Below are 15,039 nucleotides of genomic sequence, written 5' to 3' on the forward strand. Positions count from 1 at the left end.
GCTGGCGCCTATATCACATACAAAAGGCTCTTCTGATGAAGAACCTTTTTTTATTGCAGGCAAAGAGGCTCCTCTGACGAAGAGCCTCTTTTTTGAGTGCTTGTTCATTACCTGGGAAATATTTTCATCATTTTAAGGCTTTGATACAGATGTATGTATCATAGTGATAAACCGAGACTTCTCTAAAGTGATATGCTGAAAACAGACGGCTGATCTCTTCTTCACTGTACGATGAAAAAGATGTTGACCGTTTTTGTTCGTTGATCAGCTCCTGCTTTTGGAAAGATAAAAATACTTCTCCATCCACTTGAAGGACGCGGTACACTTCCTTCATGACTTGCTCAATATCCTTCAAGTAATAGATCGTCTGCACCGTAAATAATTTATTGAATGATCTGTCTTCAAAAGGTAATTGCTCAGCCTTACCAAGCGTAATGACGGCTTTGTCCTGTTCCGCAAGCTTCTTATGTTTTCTTTTTGCATATTTAATCATATGGCGAGAGGCATCCACTCCATATACTTTTCCGCGGTCAAGTTTTTCAGCTACCTTTGATAAGGTGATGCCTCTTCCAGTCCCAATTTCTAAAATTCGGTCATTTTCTTGTATATTTAAGAGTTGAATCGTCCATTCATTGATATTATGATGATTTTTTTCCATATAGCGGGCAACCCATTTTGAGAACAAGCCTTTTGGTTCCCTCATTTGTTTTCCAATCCAGCTTTGAATCAATGTTAACACCTGCTTTTCACCAGTAAATAAAACTATTTACAAATTTCCTTACTTTTCATATCGGCTCTCACCTTACAAAAATTAAGACCTAGTCCTAATTTATTTGTCTCTTATAAGACGCTCCTTTTCAGAAAATGTTTCGCAGAAAGTGAAAATTTTTTTAACCTGAATAGGCGTTTTCATTATTTGTGCTCAGATTGATTTCGTTTTCTGCATGAGCTGCATAATTTATAAATGTATCTTGATTAGATAAAGGTGGTGCTAGATTATGGGCTTTGGCGGTTATTCTGGAGGCTACTGCGGTGGCTACGGTGGCGGTTTTGCAGGCGGATTCGCATTGCTTGTTGTACTGTTCATTTTGTTGATCATCATTGGTGCAAGCTGGATTTGCTAACGTAAAAGGAGCAGGAAACGTCATGGTTTCCTGCTCCTTTTCTTTAATACCAATAAGTCCGGTACTGATACATATAACGTCTGAGCATTTCCTCTTGCTCTCTTTGCATGCGGTATGGATTGCCGTATCCGTGCTTTAAGGAATGCGGAATAGATGCATACCCGTGCCCCACAGACGGAAATCTCATATATGGTGACATCGACATTCATTGATCACCTCACAATCACCTTTTACGGTATCATATGTGCAGGTGATCAATGTGGAGCGTGTCTAAACCTGATCCTTCTCCATCGTATAACAATCAAGCATGGCAAGCATCATAAACATGTCAATCTCCTCCTTTTCACATTTTTCATTTCCTGTTTTAGTTCATATACTTTAGTTGTTTCTGTTTCATTTCTTCATAAATTGTTTCGACTTCTTGTTCGTAAAGAACGGTCTCAATGTCCTTGTATTTCCGCTTAATCGTCAAAGTAATAAAAAATAAATGGATTGTCATATACGCTCACCTCCCTTCAGTTCGCAGCACGCGAAATAGCCCGCAGATCTTCTTTATCAGTTGACCTGCGGGCACACAAAAATGCAGATCAAAAGACAGTGTCTTCCAACCTGCAATGGATGATACGTGTGAAATCCTCGTTTACTTAAACAGTTTTGAAGCGTGCACCGTATAAGGCAAAGGAAGGACACGAACTCTTCCACAGGCTGATGACATGATGAAATTGTTGGTTGAATTGATCACAAGTAGATACGAATAACATATTCTTCAGCCTCCTTTACGTTTTTTTTAATTACTTTGTAAGTATATCCAGCAAGCACCATTTTGTAAACCTGTTTTTAGTAATATAGATGAATTTTGTGTTTTTGACTAAATTTCTACAGTTATTCTTGTCCGATTATCCAATACAATAAAAAAAGCCTCCTCAGGCAAATGAGGAGGCTTTCGAATTAATCTTCATCTAATTCTTGCAGTTTCTTTTGAAAGAAAATCGCGCGTTTAACACAAATAAAAGCTGCTAATAAGAAAACACAATCTATTCCCATCATCAGCATTTTTGGAGATGCTTCGATGTGCTGGTTCGGTAAGATCGTACCAATATATAAAAAGGTGCTGACAGCAAGCAAAATAAAAGCGTACTGCTTGTAATCTGTCACTAAATCACTCCACTTTTTCTTCACTTGTTTCACCTTCCAGTTATCAATGTCTATTCATAGCTTAACATAGTGAGAGAAAGCGAGGAGCATGTAAATCTATCCATTCGCCAGTGCGCTTAGTCCTTGCTTGATATCATGTAGTAAATCATCCACATCTTCAATTCCGACGGAAATACGAATTAAACCATCTGTGATGCCAAGCTCCTCCCGGCGGTCTTTTGGAATGGACGCATGGGTCATCCGGGCAGGGACAGAAATTAAGCTTTCAACCGCTCCAAGGCTTTCTGCGATTGTAAACAGCTTAAGCTGGCTTAAAAATACATCGACATGTTCTTCTTTTCCAATATCAAAAGAGATCATGCCGCCGAAGCCGGATGCTTGTGTTTTCGCAAGTTCATGTCCAGGGTGAGTATCGAGACCTGGATAATAAACACGTGTGACGGCTGCATGTTGCTTTAAAAACTCAGCGATTTTCTGTGCATTTTGTTGATGTGCTTCCATTCGTAGTCCAAGCGTTTTCATCCCTCTCATGAGAAGCCATGAATCCTGCGGTCCAAGAATTCCGCCTGTCGAGTTTTGAACAAAGTGCAGTTCTTCTCCAAGCTCTTTCGTCGCTGTGACGACAAGCCCGCCTACAACATCACTATGGCCGCCTAAATACTTAGTCGCACTGTGCAAGACAATGTCTGCGCCATATTCAATCGGCTTTTGGAAATACGGTGTGAAAAATGTATTGTCGACAATCATCAAGATGTTGGCTTCCTTTGTCAATTCGCCGATGGCTTTTAGATCCGTCATTTTGAGTAAAGGATTGGTTGGCGATTCAATGTAAACGGCTTTTGTTTCAGGTAAAATGGCTTTTTTCACTGCTTCAGGATCACTTGTGTCAACAAAGGTTGCAGTAATGCCAATACGGTTTAGCACCTTTGTGATGACGCGGTAGGTTCCGCCGTACACGTCATCTGTCAGCACAATATGATCTCCGCTGTTAAACAGCATCATCACAGCCGTAATGGCTGCCATCCCTGAACCAAATGCGTAGCCGCTTGCTCCTCCTTCAAGATCACGAATGACTGTTTCCAGGGCAGTTCTTGTTGGATTTGCTGTTCTGGAGTATTCATACCCCGTATGTTCGCCTGCTTTCGGCTGCTTATAAGTACTCACTTGGTAAATCGGTACAGACACGGCGCCTGTTCTTTCATCACCCGTTGTTCCGCTGTGAATCATCATTGTTTTTGGTTTCATGCTATTTTCCTCCCTCATAAATTCCTTTACTTAAATATCGCTCACTGCTGTCAGGAAAAATGGTGACAATGACTGTCCCAGGTGCTGCTTTCTTTGCTTCCTCTAAAGCGGCAAATAAAGCGGAACCAGAAGAGCTGCCGATGAGAACACCTTCTTTTTCAGCTGCTTCTTTCACCATTCGAAACGCATCATCATCACTGACAGTGTAAATCTCATCAAATAAAGCCTGCTCCATATAATCTGGGATAAATTCAAGGCCAATTCCTTCCGTTCTATGCGGACCCGGATCCCCTCCATTTAAAATTGATCCTTCAGGCTCCACAACCACTGTTTTTAACGCCTGATTCTGCTCTTTTAAATAGGCGGCACAACCTTGAAAAGTTCCGCCAGATCCTGCTCCCGCCACGAATACATCGATATTCCCTTTTAAGTCGGACCATAATTCGGGACCGAGCGTTCTGTAGTAAGTCAATGGATTTACTTGGTTTTTAAATTGTAAAACACAATAGGCATTGTCAAGGCTTGCCTCTAATTCAAGGGCTCGATCAATCGCACCCTTCATGCCTTCTTTTCTGGGTGTATGAATAATCTCTGCACCGAGCGCCTTCATCAGTTGTTGTTTTTCTTGACTAAAATGTTCTGGTACACAAAAAATGGTTTGCAATTGATGCTTTCTTGCACTTAGGGCAAGCCCAATTCCTGTGTTTCCAGCAGTTGCTTCAATAATAGTTCCGCCTGGACGCAGTTTGCCAGATGCTAATGCTTCTCTGATGAGCATGTCACCTAAACGATCCTTAATACTTCCACCTGGATTCATCATCTCAAGCTTTGCATACACCTCAACGCCTTCTGGGACGCCAATCCCTGACAGCTTTAAAAGCGGTGTGCGGCCAATTAATTCAGTAATATCCTTTATGACAGCCATATGATTCCCTTCCTTTGTATGGAAAAGAAGGGGGGAACCCCTTCTTTTATTGTGTTTGCTTTATCATACGCAAGACAAGGTCGGTTGAGTGAATCGCTGCTTGCTCAAGGAATTGATCAAAGGAGATATTGGATTCTTTCCCTGCAATATCTGATAGCGCTCGAACGACAACAAATGGCGTACCAAAGAGCTGGCAGACCTGTGCAACGGCTGCGGCTTCCATTTCCACCGCATATAACTCTGGAAACTTCTCTCTCACAAACGCTACACGATCCGGATCATTCATAAACGAATCTCCTGTTGCAATCGTTCCTTTTGCCACTTGAATATGATCAATTTCTAAAGCAGATTCTTCTGCCAGCTTCACAAGCTTTTCATCTGCAATGAAAGCAGCTGGAAGTCCCGGCACTTGTCCATATTCGTAATCAAAGATGGTCACATCTACATCATGATGTCTCACATCAGTAGAGATGACAATATCACCTACATTTAATGAGTGATGGAAACCGCCAGCAGATCCTGTATTGATCACATAATCTGGCTGAAAGCGGTCAAGCAGTAATGTTGTGCTGACCGCTGCATTTACTTTTCCAATTCCTGATTTTAATAAAATCACTTCTTTATCTTCATAAACACCTGTTGTAAATTCACACCCAGCGATGTTTTCTTGTGTAGCATTTTTTAGTTGATCTCTTAAAATCGTCACTTCTTCTTCCATTGCACCTATAACTGCGATTTTCAAATCAAAAACATCCTTTCATTCCCTTTTCTTCGCTTCTACGATCCAAACAAAATCATTCATTTGATGAAAGGACGTGCTAAAACCTTCTTCTTCAAAGATTTGCTTTAGCACATCAATGGATGGATAATATTCCGTTTCTAAATCCTCTGCAAGCTGATCGAACCCTGCGGCTCTCGCTTTGTCGATCTGAGCTTGATGTGCTGCTTGATTTTGAAACATTGTATCAGCAAAAACTATTTTACCATCTGAGTGAAGGATGTTGCTATAGGTGTGAATGGCTTGTTTTTTTTCTTCATCCGTTAAATGGTGGAATGCATATGAGCTGACGATCGTATCTGGCTCAAATGGCGGCGCTGGAAATGATAAAAAATCCCCATCATGAAATAGATCTGGCAGTCCTTTTTGAAGAGCCGCTTTCTTCATGGCATCTGATGGTTCAACACCATACACGTTTTTATCAGCTGCAAGGAGCAGCGCTGTTAGATTCCCCGTACCGCTTCCAAACTCAAGAACGTCTTGGCCTGAAAGGCGGACAATCTCTTTTAAAATAGCCGGATACCGGCGAAACACTTCTTTATACTGCTCGTCATGACCACTTACCGTGTCGTCATAAGAGTCAGCCCAATGATCAAATAAAGAAAGAAATTCACGTCCCATTTTCTTTCCCTCCACTTTATCTATTTATTCCTATGCGTATAGTATGTTTTATTCCGTCGAACAGTTCCTATCCTACCACAACTTCTGTTTCTTTCCTACTAAAAAATACTGGGAGAGACCGAAAAACATTTGCCCTTCTGAGGGAGAGAGATTAAGATGAATGAAGAGTATAGAGAGGTGAATCAAATGGATTTTCAGCTGGATTTTTTAAAGGATAAAATAGAATTTTTTGAAGCAACATCTTTAAAAGAACTTGAACAAAAGATCCAAAAACAAATTGAACATAATCAGGCGATTCTGCTGACTGTTCATTCTGTCAGTCATCAAACGACTGTGATCGATGAGCAGATTTTGTATACAGCAGTTGTTCATTTTAAAGCGAATGTTTAAACAAAAAAGATAGCAGATCTGCTATCTCAGCGTGTAGACAAACCCTCGCATTCGTTGTCAGTTCTGCGTGCCGGTGCTCACGAATGTCAAATTCGCTCCGCTCCGGTACTCGTCCTTCCTAGACTGCAAAGGTTTTCTATCACGCTGAAAAGAAGACAAAGGGCTAAAATAAACATCATTTTAGCCCTTTGTCAACAATCTGCTATCTTTTTTCGTGTTTATCTTAATTTTTCAACCTTCACAGGTTTCCAGCCTTTTTCATCTACCCACGTAATTTCCACGCGGTAGCGTTCACCTGTTGATTTATCACGGATGGTTCCTTTTGCATCTTGAGGACCTCCGTTATTTCCTAACCAAAGAACGGTCATTTGATCTTCTGAAATTCCTGTCGCATAGGACATGGCTTTGATCATTTCTTTCCAGTCTTTTGAGCTGGAATCATAGGTTGCTGTATGTGAACCGGATTGCTCTGTTCCTACAGGCTCCCAGTCATCATTTTCGTATGTTTTGTCTACATCACTCGTTTTGCCGCCATCTGTTTCTTTGGCGTCTTTTAACGCATCTTTATTAGGTTTTTCTTCATCATCTGTCTTCTTCGTTTCGTCGTCTTGATCAGATGAATCATCTTTTTTTGCATCTGAATCATCGGATGTGTCTTTCTTTGGATCTTTCACATCTTCTTGTGAGTTTTGTTTATTTTCACTTGTTGCAGGTGCCGTTTTTGATGGCGCATCCGCTACATCAGGATCTTTCGGCTTATTAAAAATTAACAAACTCGATGCGACAACCAAAATAAGCACCACAACGATACCAATTAATATGTTAAGCACCATATTTGCCTTTCTGCGCTTATCACGATGTTCAAATCGAGAATTTCTACTCAAAATCTCTGCACTCCTTTGCCTCTGTTCCCTAAGTCGTTACTATTCTAACATGTCATGAAGGGATGTTCTATGTCTGTTTCTTTTCAATTTCATTGACCTTTTTTACAATATCATAAAACGCATCATTTGTCTTAGCCCGGCCACTTGTCTCATCAAGGTGAACAACAACAAGGGCGTATTTTGGTTTTTCTACCGGAAAGTATCCAGCAAACCACTTATGATAAAGCGGATTCCCCTTTTTGTCTTGACTGCCGGTTTGGGCAGTACCTGATTTTCCCGCTACATCGTATGGCAAATCTTGAAACCTTCTTCCGGTTCCCTTGTCAGAGGTCACCACCTGCCTTAAGAATTTTTGCAGCTTTTGAGCTGTATAGCGGTCTATGCTGCCCCCTTCAGGCCGTTTGTTTTGAAAGGACAGCATCGTTGTTCCGTTTTGATACAGCACTTTTTCTGCAATTTTCACTTCTTTTCGTTCTCCTCCTCTTGCGATCGCAGCCATCATATTCGCGATTTGCAGAGGCGTCGTTTTGACATTTTTTTGTCCTATTGCGGTTTGTGCAATGGCTTTTTTGACATGCTTGTCTCTTTTATCTCCCCACACACTGCCTGTTTCTTCACGATCAAACTGTTTGAAGTGCTGCTTATGATAGACATCCCCTTCCCAGCCAGCTCGATCTATGAGTCCAAGCTTAGAAGCCGTCTTTTCGATGATTTGATCATCTGTTTGAATGAGCCTTTCAGCAAGTGTCGCAAAGGTATAATTGCAGCTCTGCGAGAAACTATCAGTCAGATTCAGCACTTCTTGTTTTCCTTCAGGCTCTCCATATAAATTCTTTCGACAGTCATACATGGTTTGTGGCTGGTCAAGATTTTTTTCGATTGCTGCGGCAAGTACAGCCGTTTTAAAGACAGAGCCTGGTGCAATCGCTGTCAGCATGTAATTTCTTGCCTCATGCCGGTTTTTACTTGTGACATTTGGGGTACTCGCCATCGCGAGTACACTGCTGCTTTCAATGTCGAGCAGAACGGCACCGCCTTTTTCAACGCCTTGTTCTTTGAGCACCTTCTCCATTTCAGCCTGCATGTCTTCATCTATTGTTGTCTGTACCTGAAGTGGATAAAAGGAATGAGCTTCTGCTGTATATTTGACGTCCATACCGAACAAAGGGTTTCCCCTTCCATCCACATGATATAACAATTTTGTGTCTTGCTCGGGTAATAGAAATTCGTCAAAGGTGCTTTCCAGCCCAAATGTGCCGATTTCAGTACGTATGGAAAGCTCTTTTTTGTCAGGATAACGCTTTCTCAATAGTTCTGGATTTTCGCTTGTGAAGCCTAGTGTGTGGAGGGCAAGTCTTTTTTTGTCCTTCTCTTTCATATATACGCCGTACACACCTGAATATTTCATATCATTGATGTCTTTCAGCTTTTTTTTCGTGATGTCATCTTTTAAAATGAGAGGTTTTTTCGTTTCTGTTAACTGTTTTTTGAGTTCATCCTCTTCCATCTCAAGAATAGAGGCGGTTTGCTGTAAGCGTGGAAGATCATATTGCAGGAAAGGAAATAAGATAACCGCAGGCTGTTCTTTTGTAAGAAGTGCTTGGCCGTTTCGATCTAAAAACTCACCGCGCCCGTCTGAAATAACGACTTCTTCTGTTCGCTGTTTGACACTTTCTTGTATTAAATTGATATCAAGCTTTGAAAACGATTCTGTAAAGAACAGCTGAATTTCTGCCAGTCTCATCAGAAGACCGAGCAATAGTATAAAAATAATCGCACCTGTCCATTGAATTCTTCTTTTTTTGCGCATAAAAACACCTCGTCCCTATTGTGGACGAGGTGTTTACCTGATAAACGTGATTAAGAAATTTTTACAATTTGGACGAACATTTCTCCGCCAGGTGTTTGAACGGTTACTTTGTCGTCTACTTGTTTACCTAAAAGGCTTTTTGCAATAGGTGAATCGTTTGAAATCTTGCCTTCGAACGGGTCAGCTTCTGCACTTCCAACAATTGTGTAAGACTCTTCTTCCCCGTCTGGTAATTCAACGAATGTCACCGTTTTACCAAGTGAAACCACATTTGAGTTTCCTTCATCTTCGATAATTTTAGCATTACGAATCATATTATCAAGCGTTGTAATACGGCCTTCTACAAACGCCTGCTCTTCTTTAGCAGAATCATACTCCGAGTTTTCAGAGAGGTCTCCAAAGCTTCTAGCGATTTTAATACGCTCTACAACCTCTTTACGTTTAACCGTTTTCAAATATTCAAGCTCTTCTTCTAATTTACGTTTTCCTTCTTCTGTCATTGGAAATACTTTCTCTTGTGCCATGAATCATTCACTCCTTCTATTAATCCTCACCATACAAACTTTCTGCACGTGAGTGACGACTGAAATATACAAGAATGAGGACATGTTCAGGCCCTCATTCCTTCTGTACCATATTCGTAAAAGTCCATCTTACATGGCGTCCCTTTTAGATGCAACTATTATGCCTTTTATTAGACAGGACCACTCGCAGCGGTCTAAAATCGCACAAACTGTGGAAAGGCACAGGAAGCTCCTGTACCTCGTTCGGCCATTTCGATCATATGTAGAAGAATAGCTTATCCATTCTCCATCTTCCAATACTAATATGGTCAGTGTACGATATGTCTATGCTATATTATTACAAAATTGCATTTTGATCAAGAATTGTTTGAAAATTTGTGATGATTTGTTTGTCGTTTTTTTAATATACTTTTTTCAACTTCATTCTTTCGCTATGTGGTAGTGATTTCTCCATCTCTTCTTTTCTTCATTGTTTTCTTATCATATCAAACCCTTAAGATTTTTTCCGAGAATGCTGCTCTAATAACAGTCTATAATGCTGCAGCAACACGTTATTGGACAGATAACCAGAGTGTTGCTTCTGTTAGCTCTAATGGGCTAGTGACCGCTCATTCACGTGGCGATGCCACTATCACTCTTTATAAAGGGACGTCTGTCTTAGGACAAGTTTTTGTGAGAGTTTGGTAAGATGATGCTGAAAAGACCTTTACACTGTAAAGGTCTTTTTCTTCTCCACCATTTACTCTGCTCGGTTTTGAAGAATGGTTTGAATTTTTGTCACCATTAAGTCGATCGCCACATGGTTTTGGCCGCCTTCTGGGATGATGATATCGGCGTATCGTTTCGTCGGTTCAATGAATTGATTATGCATCGGTCTGACCACAGATACATATTGTTCAATCACCGAATCGATCGACCGGCCTCTTTCCTTCGTATCGCGTAAAATGCGGCGGATGATGCGAAGGTCTGCATCTGTATCAACATACAGTTTAATATCCATTAAGTCTCTCAAACGTTCGTCTTCGAGCGCAAAGATACCTTCAACGATAATGACATCCTTCGGCTCAACATGAACCGTCTCTTCTGAACGTGTGTTTAGTTTAAAATCGTATATTGGTTTTTCAATGGATTCGTATCTTAGGAGCTGTTCCAAATGCTCAAACATCAGGTCATTGTCGAATGCAAGCGGATGATCATAGTTCGTGAGCAGGCGCTCTTCAAATGGCATATGACTTTGATTTTTGTAATATAGATCTTGCTGAAGCATGAGGATGGAATGTCCTTTAAATTTTTCATAGATTGAATTGGTGACGCTCGTTTTACCCGAACCCGAGCCGCCAGCAATACCAATGACAACTGGTTTACTCCTCATGTGGCTGTTATTTCCCCTTTCTCATCATGTTGCTAGGGTATACTTTTTGATCAAGCTTGAATTTGACGATTTGCAGCGGATGACGAGCGGCATCTAGTTCATTTCCTTTTTCATCCCAAATCGTCTCAATTTTGCATGTGAAATTCTCAATTTCTGGTCCGAAGAATTCGACTTCGTCGCCTTGCTTAAAGAAGTTACGCTGCTGCAATGTCACGATTTTTTCTTTTTCATCATAATGAAGAACAAGACCTGCGAAATCAAATGTCGTTTTCTTCCCATGGATGCCAAACATTTGTTCATCCGTTCCTGGTATGCCTTCGAAAAAGGCTGGTGCTGTGTCACGGTTTGCGCATTTATCTAATTCATCTAACCATTCCTGCTGAATGACAAAATTGTCTGGGTCAGCACAATACGCATCAATGACTTTGCGATATACACTTACAACAGTGGCAACATAATGAATGGATTTCATCCGTCCTTCGATTTTTAAGCTGTCAATTCCCATTTCGATCATTTGAGGAATGGATTCGACAAGCTTCAAATCTTTTGGACTCATTGCAAATGGCGCATCTTCCTCACCAAATAAAGGCGCTTCCTCAGAACCTTCTAGTTTATAAAGATCATAATCCCAGCGGCAGGACTGGCAGCAGCCTCCGCGGTTAGAATCTCTTGCCGTCATATGGTTACTGAGCACGCAGCGGCCAGAGTATGCGATACACATCGCACCGTGAATAAATGTTTCGATTTCAATATCGACCTTTTCTTTCATTTCTCTAATTTCTAACGCACTAGTTTCACGTGCGAGCACCACACGCTCAAGCCCTTCTTCCTTCCAAAACTGAACAGCTTTCCAATTTGAAAGAGACTGCTGTGTGCTTAAATGGACTTCAAGCTTCGGTGCAACACGTTTACATGTTTCAATGATCAGTGGATCAGCTACGATAATGCCTGCTACTCCAGCGCCTTCGATCCCTTGAAGGTATTCCTCCAGCCCGTCCATGTTTTCATTGTGGGCGAAGATATTTGTTGTCACATAAATGCGTGCGCCATATTTGTTTGCAAATGCGACACCTTCTGCCATTTCTTCAATTGAAAAGTTATCTGCATTTGAGCGAAGTCCAAATTCTTTCCCGCCAATAAAAACAGCGTCAGCTCCGTAATGTACAGCAATTTTCAGTTTTTCCAAGTTTCCTGCGGGTGCAAGCAGTTCTGGTTTTTTTGTAATGACACGTTTCCCATCAATCATTTCAGAAATACCATCTTTCAATAATGCCATTTCCTCTGCCTCCTCTTATCTTAATAAACCGTTTCTTTAAAGAAGAATCCTGTATCAATCGAACGATTCACTGGCTGAATCTCTTCAATCCGCTTCACCCAGTCCTCTTTCTGATCTTCATACGCGTCTTTGTCAGTCGTTAGTAAATCAATTGCTTTTCTATAAAGTGATGTCACCTCTGTCATATAAGAAAGTGACTTTAAAATTCCGTCAATTTTAAATGAGTCAATGCCTGCGTCAACAAACTCTTCTAATTCGTCAATCATACACACATCATTTGGACTCATAATATGTGTTCCGTTTGCATCCTCGAAAATAGGATATTTGTTTTGACGCTCTTGGTCATGCAGGAATAGCCCTTCCTCCATGTTTCTGCCTACGACATCCATTTGTTTGCCCTGGTATTCAAAGTAGTTGCCGATGAGCGTACGTTTCGATTGAAACATACATGTCATGCCATGGACTTGAATTTCAATCTCCACTTCAGCATTTTCTTTGATGTCGATCACACTGTCCATATTCAGCTCTTTTGCAAGAACAGCACGCGATGCGCCTTTTCTGCCCCAGTAGTTACAAGTGTAATAGTTTGTCCCAGTCGTTTCTGTACTCCAGTGAAGATTCAGGTTCACTCCTGTTTCCTTTGCTGCCATGATCACGGCTGGGTCTCCAAAGACGACGCCGTCCACGCTTAATGAATCGAGAAAGGTTAAATAATCTCCAAGCAGCTGCACGCGGTCATTATGAAAAATCGCATTCATCGCTACATACACTTTTTTGTGATGGGCATGTGCAAGCAGAGCCGTTTGTTTCACATCTTCTCTTGAAAACTCACCTGCAAGACGAATACCGTATGTTTGTTCGCCTATTAAGAATGCATCAGCTCCTGCCTCAATTAATGGCAGTACGTCTGACACGCTGCTTGGCGTCACAAGCAATTCTGGTTTCTTCATGATTGGTCACCTCTTTTTGTACTAATGGCGATCCCGTCTCCAACTGGAATAATGCACGTTTGGAAATCAGGGTTTGACATGAGCCATTGATTGTATCGATCAATTTTTCCAATTAATTGTTTTTTTCGTTTATCTTCAATTTCTTCTTCATAATTCGTTGCCACTAAGCCTTTAAATAATACATTGTCTGTGATAATCATTCCGTCGTGAGCGAGCATCGGTTCAAACAATTCAAAGAAACGCTTGTACTGCCCTTTTGCGGCATCAATAAAGATCACATCATAGGGCGCCATCGTTTGGACCGTTTTAGCCGATTCCATCGCATCACCAAAAAACACGTGTATTCTTTCTTTTAACTTTAATTCCTCAATGTTCCGTGTTGCTTCTTCATAGCGCTTTGCATTTCGCTCAATCGTATAAATCTCAGCATCTGGAAGAGCTGTTGCCATTCGAATAGCGGAATAGCCAATCGCTGTCCCAACCTCCAGAATTTTCTTCGGCTGTTTCATCGAAAGCAGCTGCAATAAAAGCTCGATGCTCACCTTTTCCATAATTGGTACATGATGCTCTTTTGCATAGATCTCTAATTGAGCGATTGCATCAGGACTTGGGTGAATTAAATGTTCAATATAATCATTTATTCGATCATCTTCGATAGTCATTATCTGTCTAGCTCCTTCATGACCTGAAAAAGAAGAGTCCTGCCTATTGCAGCTCTCTTTCTCGTCAATCTTTCGTTCATCTAAGTAAAAACAACCCGATATATTTTACCACAAAGAAGTAGCAATTGCGAACCTATAAAATGGAGATGCCAACGAAAAAAACTGCAGGCAATCTCGTATTGTCTACAGTCTTTTTCGATTCACTTGTCCATTAATTGCTGCCTGTGATGTATTTCGCTTTTGCTTTATTATGCTCATTTAACGTTTTCGTAAATACGACTTCTCCATTTTTCTTCGCAAGGAAGTAAACGTAATCCGTTTTCTCTGGATGCAGTGCGGCTTTCCAAGAGGATTCACCCGCATTTGCAATAGGTCCAGGCGGCAGCCCTTTGTTGTTATACGTGTTATAAGGAGATTTCACTTTTAGGTCTTTGTAATAAACGCGGGATTTATGCTCACCAAGTGCATAAAGAACGGTTGGATCAGTTTGAAGCGGCATGTCTTTTTTCAACCGGTTATAGAATACACTTGAGATTTTTGCCCGATCTGTCTTTTCTGTTGCTTCCATTTCAATCAGTGAAGCCATTGTTAACACATCATGTATGGACATGTTTCTCTTTTTCATGTCTTTTTCATACGTTTTCACGTATTGATCTGTTTGTTTAATCATCGTTTCAATGATCATTTCGAGCGATTCATCCTCACGATAAAATGGATACGTAGCAGGGAATAAATAACCCTCCAACGGATGTTTCACCTGTTTTCCATTCACCTGTGATGTCACGGTTTTCGGATATTTTTTCATTAACGTTTGAATAAAAGCAGGATCATCCAGCTTCGCTTCAACTTCCTTCGCTGAAAAATTCGTCTGATTTGCAATAATGGCTGCAATATCAGACAGCTGTCTTCCCTCTGGAATCACAAGCTGAAAGGCGTAATCTGTCCCGCCAGATGTCAGCTTTTTGATCAGCGTGTCTGCGTCCATTGTTTGTTTTAAATGGAAATATCCCGCTTTAAAGCCGGACGCCTTTTTGTATTTTGCATAATAAGTGAAAATCGTGTCATTCGAAATGAGCCCATTTTCTTTTAAAATGCCCGCAATTTCGCGGACAGATGTCCCATTTGGAATATGAATATTAATGGTTTGTTTGCTTTTTTGATCGACCGGTCCGAGTGCTGATTTAACATATAAAAAGCCTGATAATGCTGCAATGATGATGACAGCAAGGACAGATAACAGGACGATCCCCATTTTTCTCTTGAAGAATGGTCGTTTCTTTTGTTCTGAAAACATGCATGGCCCTCCTCACATCTAGCTTTTAT

General features: G+C 40.9%; 18 protein-coding genes and 1 pseudogene. 3 read left to right on the forward strand and 16 right to left on the reverse strand.

Going from position 1 to position 15,039, the window contains the following annotated elements:
* Positions 1 to 127: 127 nt before the first annotated feature.
* Positions 128 to 730 carry a class I SAM-dependent methyltransferase gene (locus H7F25_RS10860; protein ID WP_024427897.1) on the reverse strand — a complete coding sequence of 201 codons (603 nt, stop codon included), beginning with the start codon at positions 728 to 730 and terminating at the stop codon, positions 128 to 130.
* 268 nt (positions 731 to 998) lie between these two features.
* Between H7F25_RS10860 and H7F25_RS19520 the strand changes: the two genes are divergently transcribed.
* Positions 999 to 1,124, forward strand: a complete 126-nt coding sequence (locus tag H7F25_RS19520; protein ID WP_008342643.1) for a YjcZ family sporulation protein — start codon at positions 999 to 1,001, stop codon at positions 1,122 to 1,124.
* Between the two features lie 43 nt (positions 1,125 to 1,167).
* Here the strand turns inward: H7F25_RS19520 and H7F25_RS10870 are convergent, their stop codons facing one another.
* From H7F25_RS10870 to H7F25_RS10900, 7 genes are all read right to left on the reverse strand, one after another.
* Positions 1,168 to 1,329 (reverse strand): hypothetical protein, encoded by a 162-nt coding sequence (locus H7F25_RS10870; protein WP_155267112.1) that lies wholly within the window; start codon positions 1,327 to 1,329, stop codon positions 1,168 to 1,170.
* 159 nt (positions 1,330 to 1,488) lie between these two features.
* A complete protein-coding gene (locus H7F25_RS10875) occupies positions 1,489 to 1,623 on the reverse strand; it encodes a YrzI family small protein (protein WP_065214597.1) in 135 nt (44 codons plus the stop codon).
* Positions 1,624 to 2,072: 449 nt separating this feature from the next.
* Complete coding sequence (locus tag H7F25_RS10880; RefSeq protein ID WP_034624035.1) at positions 2,073 to 2,303, reverse strand: YrhC family protein; 231 nt, start codon at positions 2,301 to 2,303, stop codon at positions 2,073 to 2,075.
* A 72-nt stretch (positions 2,304 to 2,375) separates the two neighbouring features.
* The gene (locus tag H7F25_RS10885; RefSeq protein WP_024423100.1) at positions 2,376 to 3,524 is read right to left on the reverse strand and encodes a bifunctional cystathionine gamma-lyase/homocysteine desulfhydrase; all 1,149 of its coding nucleotides are present in this window, start codon (positions 3,522 to 3,524) and stop codon (positions 2,376 to 2,378) included.
* Between the two features lies 1 nt (position 3,525).
* Complete coding sequence (locus tag H7F25_RS10890) at positions 3,526 to 4,449, reverse strand: PLP-dependent cysteine synthase family protein (RefSeq protein WP_024427895.1); 924 nt, start codon at positions 4,447 to 4,449, stop codon at positions 3,526 to 3,528.
* Between the two features lie 46 nt (positions 4,450 to 4,495).
* A complete protein-coding gene (mtnN, locus tag H7F25_RS10895) occupies positions 4,496 to 5,191 on the reverse strand; it encodes a 5'-methylthioadenosine/S-adenosylhomocysteine nucleosidase (RefSeq protein ID WP_024423101.1) in 696 nt (231 codons plus the stop codon).
* A 15-nt stretch (positions 5,192 to 5,206) separates the two neighbouring features.
* A complete protein-coding gene (locus tag H7F25_RS10900; RefSeq protein WP_056767938.1) occupies positions 5,207 to 5,848 on the reverse strand; it encodes a class I SAM-dependent DNA methyltransferase in 642 nt (213 codons plus the stop codon).
* A 186-nt stretch (positions 5,849 to 6,034) separates the two neighbouring features.
* Here H7F25_RS10900 and H7F25_RS10905 point away from each other — a divergent pair, with 186 nt between their 5' ends.
* Complete coding sequence (locus H7F25_RS10905) at positions 6,035 to 6,238, forward strand: DUF2536 family protein (RefSeq protein ID WP_039183233.1); 204 nt, start codon at positions 6,035 to 6,037, stop codon at positions 6,236 to 6,238.
* A 218-nt stretch (positions 6,239 to 6,456) separates the two neighbouring features.
* Here the strand turns inward: H7F25_RS10905 and H7F25_RS10910 are convergent, their stop codons facing one another.
* The 3 genes from H7F25_RS10910 to greA form a co-directional block, all read right to left on the reverse strand.
* Positions 6,457 to 7,122: a YrrS family protein gene (locus H7F25_RS10910; RefSeq protein WP_025092411.1), complete on the reverse strand. Its 666-nt coding sequence runs from the start codon at positions 7,120 to 7,122 to the stop codon at positions 6,457 to 6,459.
* A gap of 67 nt (positions 7,123 to 7,189) precedes the next feature.
* Entirely contained in the window at positions 7,190 to 8,932 is a 1,743-nt protein-coding gene (locus tag H7F25_RS10915; RefSeq protein WP_171464539.1) for a peptidoglycan D,D-transpeptidase FtsI family protein, read from the reverse strand.
* A gap of 50 nt (positions 8,933 to 8,982) precedes the next feature.
* Positions 8,983 to 9,456: a transcription elongation factor GreA gene (gene greA / locus H7F25_RS10920; RefSeq protein WP_008358505.1), complete on the reverse strand. Its 474-nt coding sequence runs from the start codon at positions 9,454 to 9,456 to the stop codon at positions 8,983 to 8,985.
* 525 nt (positions 9,457 to 9,981) lie between these two features.
* On the opposite strand from greA, the pseudogene H7F25_RS10925 reads away from it, so the two are divergent.
* Positions 9,982 to 10,143, forward strand: a pseudogene (locus tag H7F25_RS10925) (Ig-like domain-containing protein); the annotation flags it as partial.
* A gap of 52 nt (positions 10,144 to 10,195) precedes the next feature.
* Here the strand turns inward: H7F25_RS10925 and udk are convergent.
* From udk to mltG, 5 genes are all read right to left on the reverse strand, one after another.
* Positions 10,196 to 10,828: a uridine kinase gene (udk, locus tag H7F25_RS10930; RefSeq protein ID WP_024423106.1), complete on the reverse strand. Its 633-nt coding sequence runs from the start codon at positions 10,826 to 10,828 to the stop codon at positions 10,196 to 10,198.
* 7 nt (positions 10,829 to 10,835) lie between these two features.
* Complete coding sequence (locus H7F25_RS10935; protein ID WP_056767949.1) at positions 10,836 to 12,104, reverse strand: peptidase U32 family protein; 1,269 nt, start codon at positions 12,102 to 12,104, stop codon at positions 10,836 to 10,838.
* Between the two features lie 20 nt (positions 12,105 to 12,124).
* On the reverse strand, positions 12,125 to 13,054 hold the full coding sequence (locus H7F25_RS10940) for a peptidase U32 family protein (protein WP_034622436.1): 930 nt from the start codon (positions 13,052 to 13,054) through the stop codon (positions 12,125 to 12,127).
* Positions 13,051 to 13,716, reverse strand: a complete 666-nt coding sequence (locus H7F25_RS10945) for an O-methyltransferase (RefSeq protein ID WP_024423109.1) — start codon at positions 13,714 to 13,716, stop codon at positions 13,051 to 13,053. Before H7F25_RS10945 ends, H7F25_RS10940 begins: the two co-directional genes overlap by 4 nt.
* Positions 13,717 to 13,927: 211 nt before the next feature.
* Positions 13,928 to 15,010, reverse strand: a complete 1,083-nt coding sequence (gene mltG / locus H7F25_RS10950; RefSeq protein ID WP_044331713.1) for an endolytic transglycosylase MltG — start codon at positions 15,008 to 15,010, stop codon at positions 13,928 to 13,930.
* Between the last annotated feature and the right edge of the window lie 29 nt (positions 15,011 to 15,039).

Origin of the sequence: Bacillus sp. PAMC28571 (genome assembly GCF_014250435.1) — a bacterium.
GTDB classification, from domain to species: domain Bacteria; phylum Bacillota; class Bacilli; order Bacillales; family Bacillaceae; genus Bacillus; species Bacillus safensis.